We start from the raw sequence: 13,625 nt of genomic DNA on the forward strand, positions 1-13,625 counted from the left end.
GCAGCACAGCTTTTCATGACAACTTTTCATGACAACTTTTCATCACAATAAGAAAGGAGATAACAGATGACCGCTCTGGAACTCGACAGCTACGACTGGCGCATGATTCAGGCACTGCAGGAAAATGCACGGATATCCAACGTCGCGCTGTCGGAGTATGTCAATCTGTCTCCCTCACAGTGCTCAAGACGCCTGCAACGCCTTGAACAGAGCGGACTGATCGAGCACTACGCCACGATTCTGAATCATGCGCAGATGGGGTTTGGGGTGATGGCGTTTGTCAGTGTCACACTGGAGAAGCATGGTGAGAATCCGGCCAAGGATTTCCATGAGGCGATTGCCGCCATCCCCAATATTCTGGAATGCTACTCCGTCACGGGTGATGCCGATTATCTACTGCGGGTCGTACTGACCGATCTGAAAACCTTTTCCGATTTTTTGATGGATCAACTGGTGGCGATTCGCGGCGTCAGTCATGTAAAGTCGACCGTGGTGCTGGATCGCATCAAATCCAGCACTAACCTGCCACTGAACAAAGCGGATAAATAAACGAGTGATGCGGACTCAGTAACCCACGCGATACAGTACCGCATCATGGTAGCCGGTATGCACCGGCATCAAGCCTGCCAGCATTTTGTCCACTTCCGGCTCGCCGCTATCGCTGATCATCGGGCGTCCTTCGAGTTGATTCAGTTTGGTTTTGGTGGCCACGATATACAGCGCATCACGTCCAAGTCGCTGCAGCAACTCCGGGCTGATCTGCTGATTACCTCGCCCGATAATATGCCCCTGCCCGCCGATCAGAGTGATCACCAGTTGACTGGCATGCCCATCAGTCAGTTCGAGCAGTTGCCGGGCGGTACAGTCCGAAGCGACCAGCTTGCCGTTTTCAATCACATCCACACCCAGCAGCGTATTGGGCAACCCCAACTCTTCCATAATCACTGCCACAGTACTGCCGGAGCCCATGATATAACGAATATCCGGATCCATCTGCTCAATGAAATCAGCTGCGATATCAGCCAGCACCAGCGATTCATCTTCACGGGTGCCATTCTTGACGCTCTGCAGGTAACGATGCTCACTCGGCACCTTGAGCTCACCGTAATAACGTGCCCGCACCTTACCGGCACGAAAAGCCTCTTCATCTATATCCCGAACTTCACGATCCTGCAGGGTCACCAGTTCACCCCGCACCAGGCTGAGCACTATCTGCCCGGCAGCCTGTGGAGTGATCGCATAGACACCTGAGTGGATCTTTACCCCAGCCGGAATCCCCAGCACCGGATAGCGATCCTCCAAAGCATCGCAGATATTGCGGGCCGTGCCATCACCACCGGCAAACAGCAGCAGATCGACTCCCGCCTGAGCCAGTGTCTTGGCGGCCTGAATCGTATCTTCGGGTGTCGTGATCTCTGCGGTAGTACCCAGCACTTCAGGCTCAAACCCGAGAGATCTGGCCAGATTTTCGCCCATTTCGCCACTCCAGGTCAGCAGCCGGATATCTTGCCCCTGCAACAGCTCAAGTGCCTGTCCGGTTCTGATCGCTGCACGAGGCTGTGCGCCCAGTTCAAGCGCACGCGCGGTGGTTTCAGGACCGTCGCTGCCTTTTAGTGCAACACTGCCACCCAGACCGGCAACCGGGTTGATGATCAGACCCAGACGAAAACTCATATCGACTTCTACTCCTCAAGACTCATATTCTTCAAGACTCATACTCTTCCAGATAGCCACTCTCATACAGACACTGCTGATAGACGAATCCAGCCAGCACCAGTCGCGTTTCCTCTTCGAGATCAAAGAATTCAACTCCATGACGAAACACACCAACCGGACCCGATTCGCGCTGATAAACGCTGCGCAGCACCGCTGGAATCAGCATCACATGATCCAGCCCTGCGACCGATACACGAGTCGTGATAAACAGTTTTTCCCCCGGATTGCCCAGCATACGCCCGGCTTCCAGACTGGCACCCTTCAGGCAGATATCATTGCAGAACACACTCATCGGGAAACCGTTGTCGGAGGTTTCATTATCCACCGTGACCATCAGATTTACCGGCACTCGGGTATGCGCCCTGAGTTTGCGCACATCTATCTGGGCGGGATACTCTAGCACCCAATGCGGGAAAGGAAGATACTGAATTTTCAGCAGCCGTGCCTGAAACGCACAGATATGATTACCTGCTGCCAGCTTCACGGTCAGGCTCGCGCCCTCATTCGGCAGCGTCCTGCCTGCACCCGGTTTGGGTGATGTGACCAGCACCCCACCGCCTTCATGCAAACCGATAAACCGGACACTGTAGCGCGCTCTCGGTATGCGGGTTTCCAGACGAACCCGTTCACCCGGCACTGGCTTCAGTTGTGCCAGGGTCAAGGAGGGTTTGATCGTTAGTTGAACTGCAGAGTCAGGCATCAGGCCACATCCAGGATTAACACATTACCTATCCATATTCAGGCTGAATCCGACAGCCGACAGCTCCGTGCGCTGTGCCGATGAGATATCACCACTCAGGCTCAAGGTAGCAAATTCACGTCTTTCGGGATAGGACTTGCGCAATTGATCGAATGCTTTTGCGCGCTCATCCGGCGACAGGTGCAATGTCGCACGCAGCGCCCGATCATCCCGATGCGGATCATACAGCAATTGCATCAATGGCAGCGTATCAGCCCCCTGCCCCAGTTTCACCTCACTGAAAGCCGACGCAGGCAGCACAGATTTCAGACTGACCTCAGGTTCGGTACCCAACCACTGACTGACAGCCTGATACAGCATCCAACTGCCACGAATCTTTCCGTCCAGGCTATAACCGGCAATATGCGGAGTCGCGATGCGGCACAGCGCCGCCAGCTCGGGATCCACGACCGGCTCCTGCTCCCAGACATCCAGTATCAGTGTCAGATCACGCCGCTGCCGGGCAATCTGCAACAGCGCCTGATTATCGATAACGGGTCCACGTGCGGTATTAATCAGTATCGTGTCGGCTTTCAGGCCAGCCAGTTGATCAGCACCCAGCAGATGCCAGGTGGGATCCGCCCCGTCATGTGTCAGCGGCGTATGCAAGCTGATGATATCGGCCTGCGCCAGTAGTGTTTGCAGCTCAACGCTGTTAACGACCTTTGCGCCCTGCTCTCGCGCCTTCGACGGATCACACACCAGCACCTGCACGCCAAGGGCGCGTAACCTTCGCACGAGCCGACCGCCGACATTTCCCTCGCCGACCACACCCACCGTCTTATCGCGCAGATCAAAACCCTGCTCACCCGCCAGATGAAAACAAACACTCAGCACATAATCCACCACCGCCTCTGCATTGCAGCCGGGGGCACTGGCAAAGCCAACACCTGCCTGCTGCAACCAGTTTTGGTCAATATGGTCCGTGCCAATCGTCGCCGTGCCGACAAATTTAACCTTACTGTCTCGCAGCAACTCCTCACCAACCTGAGTCACAGAACGCACCAGCAAAATATCCGCCTGCTTCAGGTCTGCAGGCGTCATCGAACGCCCCGGCAACCGGATCAGCGATCCCAGATGGCCGAACAGAGGCTCCAGCGCCGGCATGTTTTCATCAGCAAAAATTGTCAATCCAGACTTGATCACTCAGGGCTCCGCAGCAGTACTTAAGGACTTTACAATAAAGGAAAAGTCAGGCTCAATCTGACACCATTATATCGTCATCGTCTGATCAGCGCGCAAGCGGCACGGCAATTATGTCGGCTATCTGCCCGAATCAGCCAACTACAGCCAACTACAGCAAGCAGTTGCAGCGGATGCCGTAATATCCCATGACTCCTGATAAACCAATCATCCCGGGCCTGAAGCGTCGTGCGGTGATGATCATTGTATTGCTACTGGCAGGACTGGCTGCACTGATGCTGCTGCCAGAGTATCTGCAGCAAAACAGTGCCGCTGTTGAACTGACGCCACAACCCTGTGATCTGCATACTGGGGTCTGCGAAGGGATATTGGACGACAAGCGGGTAAGACTGAGCATCACCCCCGGCCCATTGCACTCAATGAAGCCGCTTCAGGTGATGGTGCAACTGGACGGGATCAACGCTCAGGCTGTACTGCTGGATATACAGGGACGGGATATGTACATGGGGATCAATCAGACACAGCTACAATCCCCTGTCCAGACTTTCAGTAACGAGAGCAGTAACAAAAGCAGTAACGAGATCAGTAACGGACATGATAATTGGAATGGAAAGACTGAGCTTGCCGTCTGTACCACCGGTGAGATGTTCTGGCGGGCTCAATTGATCATCAACGACGACACGACAACCTATACTACCTGGTTCGATTTCAGCGCACATTGAGGTTTATGATGAACGTAAAACAGATAATATTCTTTGTATGCCTGCTGGCTCTTGCCATTGGCGGCACTCTTCTGATCAACCAAAAGGATGAGCCTAGCCGCCTGTCAACATTGACCAGCAGCTCACTGGGCGGTGACTTCACCCTGCACGCCGCCACAGGCCCTGTGTCACTGTCTGATTATGAAGGTAAAGTGGTTTTGCTCTTCATGGGCTTCACCCACTGCCCGGATATCTGCCCGACCTCATTGGCCGTGATGACGCAAGCACTCGACAATATGAGTGAGGCCGAGGCCGATCAGGTGCAGGGGCTGTTTATCAGCGTGGACCCTGAAAGAGACACGCCTGAGCATCTGGCTGAATATGTCGCTCATTTCTCGCCTCGTATCACCGGCATCACCGGCAGCAAAGAGGAGCTCGACAAGGTCGTTCGCCAATATGGTGCCTTCTATCGCATAGTGGAGACACCCAATTCGGCCATGAGCTACACCGTAGACCATACCGCCAGAATCTATCTGATTGACAAGCAGGGTAAAATGGCAGCCGCGCTGCAGCACACCCTGTCACCGGATGAGCTGGCCACAGCAATCAAGGCGCAGATTTAAGTGCGCATAAACCGCACCTGTACACAGATATGTGCAGATCCAGACACAGCTAACAAGAAGGCATGATGCCAACTCTCAGCAAAACACATCTGGCAATTATCGCCTTGTTTTTCCTGTCACTGATCTGGGGCTACAACTGGGTCGTGATGAAGGAGGTGATGCGCTATGTTGATCCCTTTGATTTCTCGGCACTGCGTACTCTGTTCGGCGCGATAGCACTCTTTATCGTGATCATTCTGCGCCGTCGCTCACTGCGCATTCACGCCTTTGGCCCGACACTGATGCTGGGTCTGCTGCAAACGGCCCTGTTCACAGCGATGATTCAGTGGGCACTGGTTCAGGGCGGTGCCGGCAAAACCGCCGTACTGGTTTACACCATGCCCTTCTGGCTGCTGCCGTTATCCCTGTTTTTTCTGAAAGAAGCCGTCACGCGCATGCAATGGATTGCGATCACCGTTGCCATGGGTGGGCTGCTGCTGATCATCGAACCCTGGCACGCACAGCCAGATGCCTTCAGCACTATCCTTGGTTTAGGTGCTGCGCTGGCCTGGGCGATCAGTGCCGTTGTCGCGAAAAAGATGCGTATCGGTGAAGGGGTGGATCTGCTCTCTCTGACCGCCTGGCAGATGCTGCTGGGTGCAATCGCACTGTGTATTCTAGCCGGAATACTCCCCTCGGAACCACCGCAACTGACGCCCTACTTCTATGGTGCTCTGGCTTATAACGCGATTCTGGCAACAGGTCTGGCGTGGCTGCTATGGTTGTTCATTCTCGGGCACTTGCCGACCGGTCTGGCTGGCTTTTCCACCCTTTTGGTACCCGCCATCGGTGCCATCAGCGGCTGGATAGAACTGGGCGAACGCCCAAGCGGTGCCGAAGGCCTCGGCATGCTCTGCACCGTTACCGCACTGGGGTTGATCAGTTACAGTAGTTATAAAGCGAGAGCAAGAAAACCAAAGATGTGAGCAAGCTACTCGTATCACTGGTACATTTTTCTTGGACTAACTCTTTGACTACTCTTCATCGATGATCTGATGCTTATCATGTAAATAAGCGTATGCCTCCTGTAAAGCAACTGCCTTCTTCTTTCCGCGCTGAAGAAGAATTGATCGCAGTTTTCTATCGTAACAATCCTCAGAGTTCAAGACCCAAGCCCTATCGAAACGATCTTTAACCATTAGCGCATTGCATTGAGTATAACCTGCTTGGCTAAATTTATAATTTGTATAAGATTGACCAAAAATTATAAAAGGAGCAATCATAAAAACAAAAAACAACATAGATTTTATTAGCACTTTATCAAGAATCAATATAAAGCTATTGAGCCTAATAGTAAATAATTTTTGCAGACCCGCGCTGACAAAAAAAAGTGCGCAGATGAATATACCTATTGCACAAATCAAAAATGCATAGTGCATAATAGGAAAAATAAAAACTGACCCCAACTGCTCAATATTTTTCTGAACCACCTGATTCTGATTCATGAATATTTTAAACGACCAATAGCTCAAACCAAAAGAAACAAGAGTGATGACAATAAAATATAATATATATTTAGTGACAGACATTCCATTAATTAAGCGATGCGTTGTCATAACTAATATAGCCGACTGGGTGGGTTAAGAAGCTGTCGGAGTTTACGATTGACATTGTCGCGAATGATCGCTTCGATTTTAATGACAGCCCAGCCAGCAGCGCCAGTGGTGGTGCATATCATTAAATCTTTGGCTTGCTCACCTTTTTCATTAACAAACCCCAGAGGATTTAATGCCGCATCATAAACAGTAAAATAAACCAGCGCCATTTCTTGTGCCATATTGCTGAAACCCTTTGAAACATCATCATTGGGCAAAAATGCCAACCCAACACCTGTAGAAATCCCTATAAACAACCCAGCGGCTTTAGCCACTATAACACTAGTGAAGAACTTTGCAGAAAAGTAAGTCGCCGCCGCTCCGGCCAAAACGGCAAGACCGACCTTGAGTAAATCTATCGAAATATCAGAAAGTAAATTTGTCCAGAGATACTCTTCAAGGAAAATCCATTTAATACCATTACCACCGCCAGAAATGATCAGAGTAATATAGGCATTAGAACGGACTGCACCTTTGAGCATTTCTGCAGGTGCTGAGATTCCTAATTGAATCACCAGAGGGTTGTTCGCTAAGTAACGCGTACCTTTGACAAGAGTTCTGAGGCGAGCGTTGACGTTGGCGCTCCTGGGCACAAGAGATAATAGTGTTAGACATGTCTGGTCAAATTCCTTATGACAATTCTAAGGCTCAAACTCCTGCACGAGCCATATTCCGTACTTCGCGTGCAATGCTAGCCTAGAAAAAAACGGGAAGTCAAGTTGATATGGTTTATCATTTGAATCAGTGACGTCATCAGCCAATACTGCTCATTTACGCTGAAACTGGTCACGCTCTTTAAATATACGATCTCACCCAATATTCCTCACACACCTCAACGTAACTTCTCCCGCAACTGGTAATACCACATCCCGGCCGCCGGCATCGGATTGCCGAATAGATCGACCAAGGGCACTCGGATCTGTTTGCAAGCAGCGAAGGTATCAAACTGCTCCAGCGTACCCGCAGGTCTGGCCGGTTTATCCATCCTGCTCGTCCCAGCAGTCGGTGTCTCAGTGACTGGCTGGAATTGGGCGGACGCCCGAGCGGCGCTGCAGGTCTCAGCATGCTCTGCACCGTAACGCATTGGGGTTGATCAGTTATAGTAGCTATCGACTAGGGACACAACGGCACACATCTGAAAAACCATGAGATTCAAAGGAAGCTCTCAAGAAAATGGGCCGTCTGAATCAGTTGGCAACGTTTCAATCGAATCAAAAACTCAGCTTTGGTCAAAGGGGGTCTCTTAAGGGCACTGAGTTGATTATGAAATGCTCTTACCGCTAACCCAGGGTTCAGATCGAACTGATAGCGAAAGAAATCATCCGGATGTATGACTTCCAAACCGAAATTAACAGCCAGGTACTCTGCAGGAAAGTCTTTAAGGTTATAGGTCACTATTGCGTCTGCATTCACTTTTATGGCTGCAGCAACCACATGCCGGTCCTGGGGATCAGGTAAAACCAGGCTTTCAATCAGTGACTCATATCCATCCACTTTGGCATCCCCTGTCGCTTGATCCATCAACGCTCGAGTTCGGTATAACAGTTCATCAGAGTATCGCTGTCTTCCATCCGGCAACCGCTCTTTCTTCAAGGCAGTCGTCCACTCATCATGAATAGCATCTGTCCAATGAGCCTTGAACAGCCCAGTCATTGAGAGCCGCAAAGCGGCATCACGAACGACAGCCGGATACAGCACACAGGCATCAAGCACAACCGTAAATCTTGCCATCAGTCATATCCCATATCGTGCAACTGAGACAGCTCCGCTAACTCATCCAGCGCCACTGATCGCTCTGCGTCGATACGGGATTTATACGCCAGCAAGTCCTTGGCAAGAATACGTCTATGCGTCCCTACTTTTTTAAACGCCATAACACCCGTCTCAAGTAATTTCACAAGATAGGGTCGACTGACATTCAGTAAATTTGCAGCCTCCTGAGTACTGAGCTCTGCATGAATCGGCATAACACTGATTGCATTTCCCTGTGATAGCTCTGAAAGGATATTGAGTAACAGATCCATCGCAGCACCCGGCAGGATCACCTCATCCCGCCCTTGCCGCCCATTGATTGTCAGAGTCACTCGCTCCTCATGCGCATACTTCGCCAGAGTACGACTCGAACTGCGAGCCACCTCAACCTCGTCTGCTGTGGGAAGTCGGACTACACTTTCAACCGACATAAAGCTACCTCGCACGTTTATTTCCAGCTTCTACAAGCCTAAACGAAATAAACGAAACAGACAACCATTACCTATCCTGTCAAGCCGAAGCTGCACTTCAGCAGTAACTGTCAACGTAACCTCTCCCGCAACTGGTAATACCACATTCCGGCGGCCAGCATCGGATTGCCGAGCAGGCCGCCCAGTGGCACACGGATCTGTTTGCAGGCTGCAAAGGTATCAAACTGTTCCAGATGCCCGCTGATCGCATCTGCCATGATCTCGCCCATGATATGACTGCTGGCGATACCATGCCCGGAATAGCCCTGGCAGAACCAGACATTGGGTGACAGGCGTCCCAGCTGAGGGATGCGGTTGATCACGATCCCCATCGCACAGCTCCACTCGAACTCGATCTCGACCCCTTTCAGGCGCGGAAAAGTGCGTTCGATCGCTGGCCGTAGTTCGGCTGCTATATCACGCGAGTCACGCCCCGAGTAGTTGCAGCCCCCACCGAAGAGCAAACGTTGATCCGCCGTCATACGGTAATAATCCAGCACGAAGCGGCAATCATAAACCGCCAGATTGTGCGGATTGATCTGCTGTGCCAGTTCGCCCAGAGGCTCTGTCGTCACGATCCCGCCCATCGCCGGAAAGATCATTCCCTTGAGTTTTTTCTGCTCCAGACGGTGATACACATCCCCTGCCAGCAATACATGACGAGCATTAATACGCCCCTGAGAGGTGATCACCGCTGGCTGCTCGCCATGCAGGATCTCCTCAACCCTTGTCTGCTCGAAGATCTGCACACCCAGACCGGCCGCCGCTTTCGCTTCGCCTACACAGAGATTCAGCGGGTGCAGATGCATATTACGGTTATTGCGGATCGCGCCGCAGTAGAAATCAGTGTCCAGCAGCTCACGCACGCCAGCCGCATCCAGTAGAGATACCTCCTCACCCATCCCGTGCTGCTGCGCTTCCTGATAGCTGGATTCCAACTCTTTCATATGTGCAGGTTTGCAAGCAGCATGCAGATGCCCATGACGCAGATCGCACTGGATACCGTATTTTTCAACACGGCTTTTGATGATCTCATGCCCACGCCAGCGCAGATGCCAGATGAAATCATCTACTTCGCCGCCCAGAGTCTTTCGCATCTCCCGGCGCATCGCCTCATCGCCCGACAGGCTACCCGTCACCTGGCCGCCATTGCGCCCGGAAGCGCCCCAACCAATTCTGCTGGCTTCCACCAGCGCCACCCGAAAGCCCCGCTCGGCCAATTCGACCGCTGATGCCACACCGGTAAAACCTCCGCCGATAATCACGACATCGGTATCGATAGTATCTTGCAGCATCGGGTAATCGAGCGACTGATTCATCGTTGCGCTATAGTAGGAGGTCACACGCCCGGCAATCGTCTGCTGTTGTTTCATGCTGTATTCCTTACTGACGTGGATATCAGGCCAGTATGGCAGCTGCCTCCAGATATTTACCAGTCTCAGGTAGATGGACTCACCTTCCCTGCCCCCAGAAACCCCTCAGCAAAGTGTGACAGACGATCAGTCCGCTTGCCCACTTCGTATTGCACCTCAATCAGCACCATCTTGTCCGGTGTGTTGCGAGCCATCGCGAAGGCATCTGCAAAAGCGTCGGCATCCCGCACCACGATGCCCTCGCCACCCATGGCTCGTGCCAGCTCGGCATACTGCCATTCGCCCATGCCACTGCACTGTAGACTGGGGGCAAAAGCACGGATCATCTCCCAGCAACCGTTATTGAACAGAATAACGATCGGGCTCAGGCCGTAACGTGAACAGTGCCCCAGCTCCAGACCGGTCATCCTGAATGCACCATCCCCCACCAGCACTACCGGACGCAATCCTGTGGCCAGTTGCACACCCAGCGCAGCGGGCACGGCATACCCCATAGAGGCGTAGAACGCCGGTGCCAACAGCAGAGTCGGATCTGCTTCAAGTGATGCGAACAGGCAGTCGCCCACATCAGAGATAAAGGGTACCTTTTCATCCTGCTGCGACAGCAATTGATGGATATGCTTCACGACACCTGCTGGAGTCAGTTCATTGTCGCTGGCATCGACAGACTTATGCTCGGCATGGTGTCGATGTATCAGCGTCTGTTGTTCAAAAGGCTCCAGCCCTGAATCCTTTGACAGCGCCATGAAGATGGCTGAGAGCGGCAAACCGATAAACTGCTCGGTACCGACCTGGCACCTGCCCTGCTGCAGATCAATCACTCTATCTTCAGGGAATAGCGCCAGATTGGCCGCAAAATTACTGTCGGTCTGAATCACGCCCGCCAGAATGATCAGGTCCGATTCTGCCAGCAGTTCGGTCGCGCAACTGTCTGATTGATCCAGAAACAACCCAGCATACTGCGGATGCCCACTACTCAGCGTGCCACGACCTAGAAACGTGCTGATCAGCGGAATGCGCAAAGCCTCCGACATCGCTTCCAGTGCAGTAACTGCATCAAAGCGCCGCACATCGACATCCACCAGCACCACAGGGCGCTTTGCCTGCTTCAACCGTTCAGTCATGGCGAGGGTGCAGTGGTTTAACAGATCGAGATCCAGCGAGGCTGGCTGGCTCGGCGGCAGGGGCTGCAGATCAAATGAAACAGCATCTCTGGGCAGCTCGATCAGCACCGGGAGCGACTGCTCAACACAGCAGTCGAGGGCATCACGTAGCTGTTGGGCGGCAGTGCTCGGATCATCCAGACGAACCTGACAGGCGGTGATCTCACGATAGATTGCCTGTTGTGAATCATAATGCCTGGCCTGATGGTGGATCATCAGGTTTCTGGCCTTCTCTGCTGCCGAAGGGTAACCCGCAATAATGATCAGCGGCACATGTTCAACATAGGCCTGCGCAACCGCATTGACGGCATTCAGCGCACCAGCGCCATAGGTCAAAATCACAGTGGCAGGTTTGTTAAGCACCCGTGCCGCGGCATCTGCCGCGAAGGCGGCCGAGGGTTCATGGCTGAGATAGGTGATCGGCATCTGCTGACGCTGCTCCAACTGCTCGAACAGGGGCAACACGAAATCACCGGGAATACCAAATAACTGGTTAACACCTACCGCTTCAAGCTCTTTCAGTAACAGGTCGACTAATTGCATAACTACCTCCGTTTGCACCAGTATCCTGATAACGGCAGTCGACAGTATTGATACATATCAAATGCAACTTAATCAGACGGGATCAAAAGAGGTATCTCTGGTATGATCGCGCGGTTTTTACGCAGCCTAATCCACTGGAGCCCCCATGTCCCTGCAAGGCAAAGAGATCTATCGCTCATATGATGAGTTTGGTGCCGTCCGTGTACTGGACGACGGCAACAAGCGCTACCTGGCATTCGGGGACCATGATGAGCAGAGCTGCTGGTTCAAGCACGATCCTTTTCTGCCTCAGCACGATTATGTGCGCACCATGTTGCTGGTGCTGCTGTTCTGCAACCCGAAGCAGAGCATCTGCCTGGGGTTGGGCGGTGGCAGTCTCAACTCCTGCCTGCACTTTCATTTTCCTGAACTGAAGCAGCAGATCATTGAACTGCGCCCTGCCGTAATCGAGGTAGCCTACCGTTATTTTCAGTTACCGCGCAGTAAGCGTCTTGAGGTGCAGAATCTGAACGCAGTGGATTATCTGCAGGCACCAACAGGCAAGAAGGCGGACGTGCTGTTCAGTGATATCTATACGGTGGATGGTCTGGATGAGCAGCAGTTGCAACCTGAGTATCTGCGCCGCTGCCATGATTTGCTCAAGCCCGAGGGCTGGCTGGTGCTTAACTGCTGGCGTGAACATCGCGAGAGTGGCTCACTCAATACGCTGCGTCAGCTTTTTGCTGATATCCGTACCTGTACCACGCAGGATGGCAACTGGATCATCTTTGCCGGCAAAACACCCAGCCGTTTCAGCAACAAGCAACTCAAGGTCAACGCGCAACAACTGAGCCAGAAGTTCGGCTTTGCCATGACACCCTATCTGGCTCGGATGAAAACGGTTGAGATGTGATAGGCATCGGATATCAGTACGTAGTTGAATCACTTCTGTTGAATCACTTCTGGTTGATCAGCTTATATTAAGCTGAATTGAGCTAGAATTGATGAGTTCATGGGCATATTGCCCACATCTGACAAAGGATTCGACCGATGAAAGAGCGTCAACTGCTACTGGTTTCTCTGCTGGGTATACTCTTTATCTTCAGCGCCATTATTCTTGGCCCCTCCCTACTGGGTACACATATTCGGGATGGCCTGACCGGTTCGGCGGGTGTGATCACCAGTGCAGATCGTAAAGTGACAGTGCGCGGACTGGCTGAGCGCGAAGTTGCCGCCAATCAAGTGCTCTGGCCTCTGGTGTTTCAAGTACAGGCGCAGGATCTGGGCAGCTTGCAGGAGCAGATAGATCAGCAGCGTGAACAGGTAAATGCCTTTTTGCTGCTGCAGGGTTTCACACCTGAGCAGATACAACCTGTCCCCACACAGATCAACGACCGCGAACAGCATGTCTATGGTGAACAGCGCCCTGCATTCCGCTACGGCGCCGATGTTGTCATGCTGGTGCGCAGCGATAATGCATCACAAGTCAAACTGGCCATGAACTCGACCGATGAACTGGTGCGCGCAGGTATCAGCCTGGCTCAGAGCTACGAGCATATGCCACGCTTCCTGTTCACTGAGCTCGAATCGATCAAACCGGAGATGGTCGCCGAAGCTACACGCGACGCGCGCCGGGCTGCAGAGCAGTTTGCCGAGGATTCAGACAGCCAGGTCGGTGCCATCCTGCAAGCCACACAAGGGCTGTTCAGCATCGAAGATCTGGACAATTACACACCTGAGATTAAACGAGTCAGAGTGGTGACCAGTGTTGCGTTTCGGTTGGAGTAAG

At 52.5% G+C, this 13,625-nt stretch carries 16 protein-coding genes; 6 read left to right on the forward strand and 10 right to left on the reverse strand.

Features of this window, described 5'->3' with window-relative positions:
- Positions 1–66 precede the first annotated feature (66 nt).
- Entirely contained in the window at positions 67–549 is a 483-nt protein-coding gene (locus tag ACK3CJ_RS14330; RefSeq protein WP_409522898.1) for an Lrp/AsnC family transcriptional regulator, read from the forward strand.
- Between the two features lie 15 nt (positions 550–564).
- Here the strand turns inward: ACK3CJ_RS14330 and ACK3CJ_RS14335 are convergent, their stop codons facing one another.
- Genes ACK3CJ_RS14335 through pdxB form a run of 3 tightly spaced genes read right to left on the reverse strand, consistent with a single transcriptional unit; the run spans position 565 to position 3,601 of the window.
- The gene (locus tag ACK3CJ_RS14335; RefSeq protein ID WP_409522899.1) at positions 565–1,674 is read right to left on the reverse strand and encodes an ATP-NAD kinase family protein; all 1,110 of its coding nucleotides are present in this window, start codon (positions 1,672–1,674) and stop codon (positions 565–567) included.
- 31 nt (positions 1,675–1,705) lie between these two features.
- Positions 1,706–2,416, reverse strand: a complete 711-nt coding sequence (locus tag ACK3CJ_RS14340; protein WP_409522900.1) for a flagellar brake protein — start codon at positions 2,414–2,416, stop codon at positions 1,706–1,708.
- Positions 2,417–2,440: 24 nt separating this feature from the next.
- Positions 2,441–3,601 (reverse strand): 4-phosphoerythronate dehydrogenase PdxB, encoded by a 1,161-nt coding sequence (gene pdxB, locus ACK3CJ_RS14345; RefSeq protein WP_409522901.1) that lies wholly within the window; start codon positions 3,599–3,601, stop codon positions 2,441–2,443.
- A gap of 185 nt (positions 3,602–3,786) precedes the next feature.
- Here pdxB and ACK3CJ_RS14350 point away from each other — a divergent pair, with 185 nt between their 5' ends.
- The 3 genes from ACK3CJ_RS14350 (at position 3,787) to ACK3CJ_RS14360 (ending at position 5,887) form a co-directional block, all read left to right on the forward strand.
- Complete coding sequence (locus ACK3CJ_RS14350; RefSeq protein WP_409522902.1) at positions 3,787–4,320, forward strand: hypothetical protein; 534 nt, start codon at positions 3,787–3,789, stop codon at positions 4,318–4,320.
- A gap of 5 nt (positions 4,321–4,325) precedes the next feature.
- The gene (locus ACK3CJ_RS14355) at positions 4,326–4,922 is read left to right on the forward strand and encodes an SCO family protein (RefSeq protein ID WP_409522903.1); all 597 of its coding nucleotides are present in this window, start codon (positions 4,326–4,328) and stop codon (positions 4,920–4,922) included.
- A gap of 65 nt (positions 4,923–4,987) precedes the next feature.
- Positions 4,988–5,887 (forward strand): DMT family transporter, encoded by a 900-nt coding sequence (locus ACK3CJ_RS14360; protein ID WP_409522904.1) that lies wholly within the window; start codon positions 4,988–4,990, stop codon positions 5,885–5,887.
- A 48-nt stretch (positions 5,888–5,935) separates the two neighbouring features.
- Here the strand turns inward: ACK3CJ_RS14360 and ACK3CJ_RS14365 are convergent, their stop codons facing one another.
- The 7 genes from ACK3CJ_RS14365 to ACK3CJ_RS14395 all read right to left on the reverse strand — a co-directional run bounded on the left by ACK3CJ_RS14365 (position 5,936) and on the right by ACK3CJ_RS14395 (position 11,857).
- Complete coding sequence (locus ACK3CJ_RS14365) at positions 5,936–6,517, reverse strand: hypothetical protein (protein ID WP_409522905.1); 582 nt, start codon at positions 6,515–6,517, stop codon at positions 5,936–5,938.
- 2 nt (positions 6,518–6,519) lie between these two features.
- The gene (locus ACK3CJ_RS14370; RefSeq protein WP_409522906.1) at positions 6,520–7,071 is read right to left on the reverse strand and encodes a hypothetical protein; all 552 of its coding nucleotides are present in this window, start codon (positions 7,069–7,071) and stop codon (positions 6,520–6,522) included.
- A gap of 317 nt (positions 7,072–7,388) precedes the next feature.
- Positions 7,389–7,541, reverse strand: a complete 153-nt coding sequence (locus tag ACK3CJ_RS14375) for a hypothetical protein (protein WP_409522907.1) — start codon at positions 7,539–7,541, stop codon at positions 7,389–7,391.
- Between the two features lie 167 nt (positions 7,542–7,708).
- Positions 7,709–8,287 carry a PIN domain-containing protein gene (locus tag ACK3CJ_RS14380; RefSeq protein ID WP_409522908.1) on the reverse strand — a complete coding sequence of 193 codons (579 nt, stop codon included), beginning with the start codon at positions 8,285–8,287 and terminating at the stop codon, positions 7,709–7,711.
- Positions 8,287–8,739 (reverse strand): excisionase family DNA-binding protein, encoded by a 453-nt coding sequence (locus tag ACK3CJ_RS14385; protein ID WP_409522909.1) that lies wholly within the window; start codon positions 8,737–8,739, stop codon positions 8,287–8,289. The genes ACK3CJ_RS14380 and ACK3CJ_RS14385 overlap by 1 nt, the downstream gene beginning before the upstream one ends.
- A gap of 110 nt (positions 8,740–8,849) precedes the next feature.
- The gene (locus tag ACK3CJ_RS14390) at positions 8,850–10,151 is read right to left on the reverse strand and encodes an NAD(P)/FAD-dependent oxidoreductase (RefSeq protein ID WP_409522910.1); all 1,302 of its coding nucleotides are present in this window, start codon (positions 10,149–10,151) and stop codon (positions 8,850–8,852) included.
- Positions 10,152–10,216: 65 nt separating this feature from the next.
- Positions 10,217–11,857: a thiamine pyrophosphate-binding protein gene (locus tag ACK3CJ_RS14395; protein ID WP_409522911.1), complete on the reverse strand. Its 1,641-nt coding sequence runs from the start codon at positions 11,855–11,857 to the stop codon at positions 10,217–10,219.
- A gap of 145 nt (positions 11,858–12,002) precedes the next feature.
- Here ACK3CJ_RS14395 and ACK3CJ_RS14400 point away from each other — a divergent pair, with 145 nt between their 5' ends.
- Positions 12,003–12,749 carry a spermidine synthase gene (locus tag ACK3CJ_RS14400; RefSeq protein ID WP_409522912.1) on the forward strand — a complete coding sequence of 249 codons (747 nt, stop codon included), beginning with the start codon at positions 12,003–12,005 and terminating at the stop codon, positions 12,747–12,749.
- 137 nt (positions 12,750–12,886) lie between these two features.
- Entirely contained in the window at positions 12,887–13,624 is a 738-nt protein-coding gene (locus ACK3CJ_RS14405) for an SIMPL domain-containing protein (RefSeq protein WP_409522913.1), read from the forward strand.
- The last annotated feature ends 1 nt before the right edge of the window (position 13,625 follow it).

It is taken from the genome of Nitrincola salilacus (assembly GCF_046271865.1).
In the GTDB taxonomy this organism is placed as follows: domain Bacteria; phylum Pseudomonadota; class Gammaproteobacteria; order Pseudomonadales; family Balneatricaceae; genus Nitrincola; species Nitrincola salilacus.

Coding starts and splice junctions, on each gene's coding strand:
- ACK3CJ_RS14380 (WP_409522908.1), bottom strand. CDS start 8,287: ATGGCAAGATTTACGGTTGTGCTTGATGCCTGTGTGCTGTATCCGGCT.
- ACK3CJ_RS14400 (WP_409522912.1), top strand. CDS start 12,003: ATGTCCCTGCAAGGCAAAGAGATCTATCGCTCATATGATGAGTTTGGT.
- ACK3CJ_RS14390 (WP_409522910.1), bottom strand. CDS start 10,151: ATGAAACAACAGCAGACGATTGCCGGGCGTGTGACCTCCTACTATAGC.
- ACK3CJ_RS14330 (WP_409522898.1), top strand. CDS start 67: ATGACCGCTCTGGAACTCGACAGCTACGACTGGCGCATGATTCAGGCA.
- ACK3CJ_RS14385 (WP_409522909.1), bottom strand. CDS start 8,739: ATGTCGGTTGAAAGTGTAGTCCGACTTCCCACAGCAGACGAGGTTGAG.
- ACK3CJ_RS14395 (WP_409522911.1), bottom strand. CDS start 11,857: ATGCAATTAGTCGACCTGTTACTGAAAGAGCTTGAAGCGGTAGGTGTT.
- ACK3CJ_RS14355 (WP_409522903.1), top strand. CDS start 4,326: ATGATGAACGTAAAACAGATAATATTCTTTGTATGCCTGCTGGCTCTT.
- ACK3CJ_RS14350 (WP_409522902.1), top strand. CDS start 3,787: ATGACTCCTGATAAACCAATCATCCCGGGCCTGAAGCGTCGTGCGGTG.
- ACK3CJ_RS14360 (WP_409522904.1), top strand. CDS start 4,988: ATGCCAACTCTCAGCAAAACACATCTGGCAATTATCGCCTTGTTTTTC.
- ACK3CJ_RS14405 (WP_409522913.1), top strand. CDS start 12,887: ATGAAAGAGCGTCAACTGCTACTGGTTTCTCTGCTGGGTATACTCTTT.
- ACK3CJ_RS14365 (WP_409522905.1), bottom strand. CDS start 6,517: ATGACAACGCATCGCTTAATTAATGGAATGTCTGTCACTAAATATATA.
- ACK3CJ_RS14335 (WP_409522899.1), bottom strand. CDS start 1,674: ATGAGTTTTCGTCTGGGTCTGATCATCAACCCGGTTGCCGGTCTGGGT.
- ACK3CJ_RS14375 (WP_409522907.1), bottom strand. CDS start 7,541: ATGGATAAACCGGCCAGACCTGCGGGTACGCTGGAGCAGTTTGATACC.
- ACK3CJ_RS14340 (WP_409522900.1), bottom strand. CDS start 2,416: ATGCCTGACTCTGCAGTTCAACTAACGATCAAACCCTCCTTGACCCTG.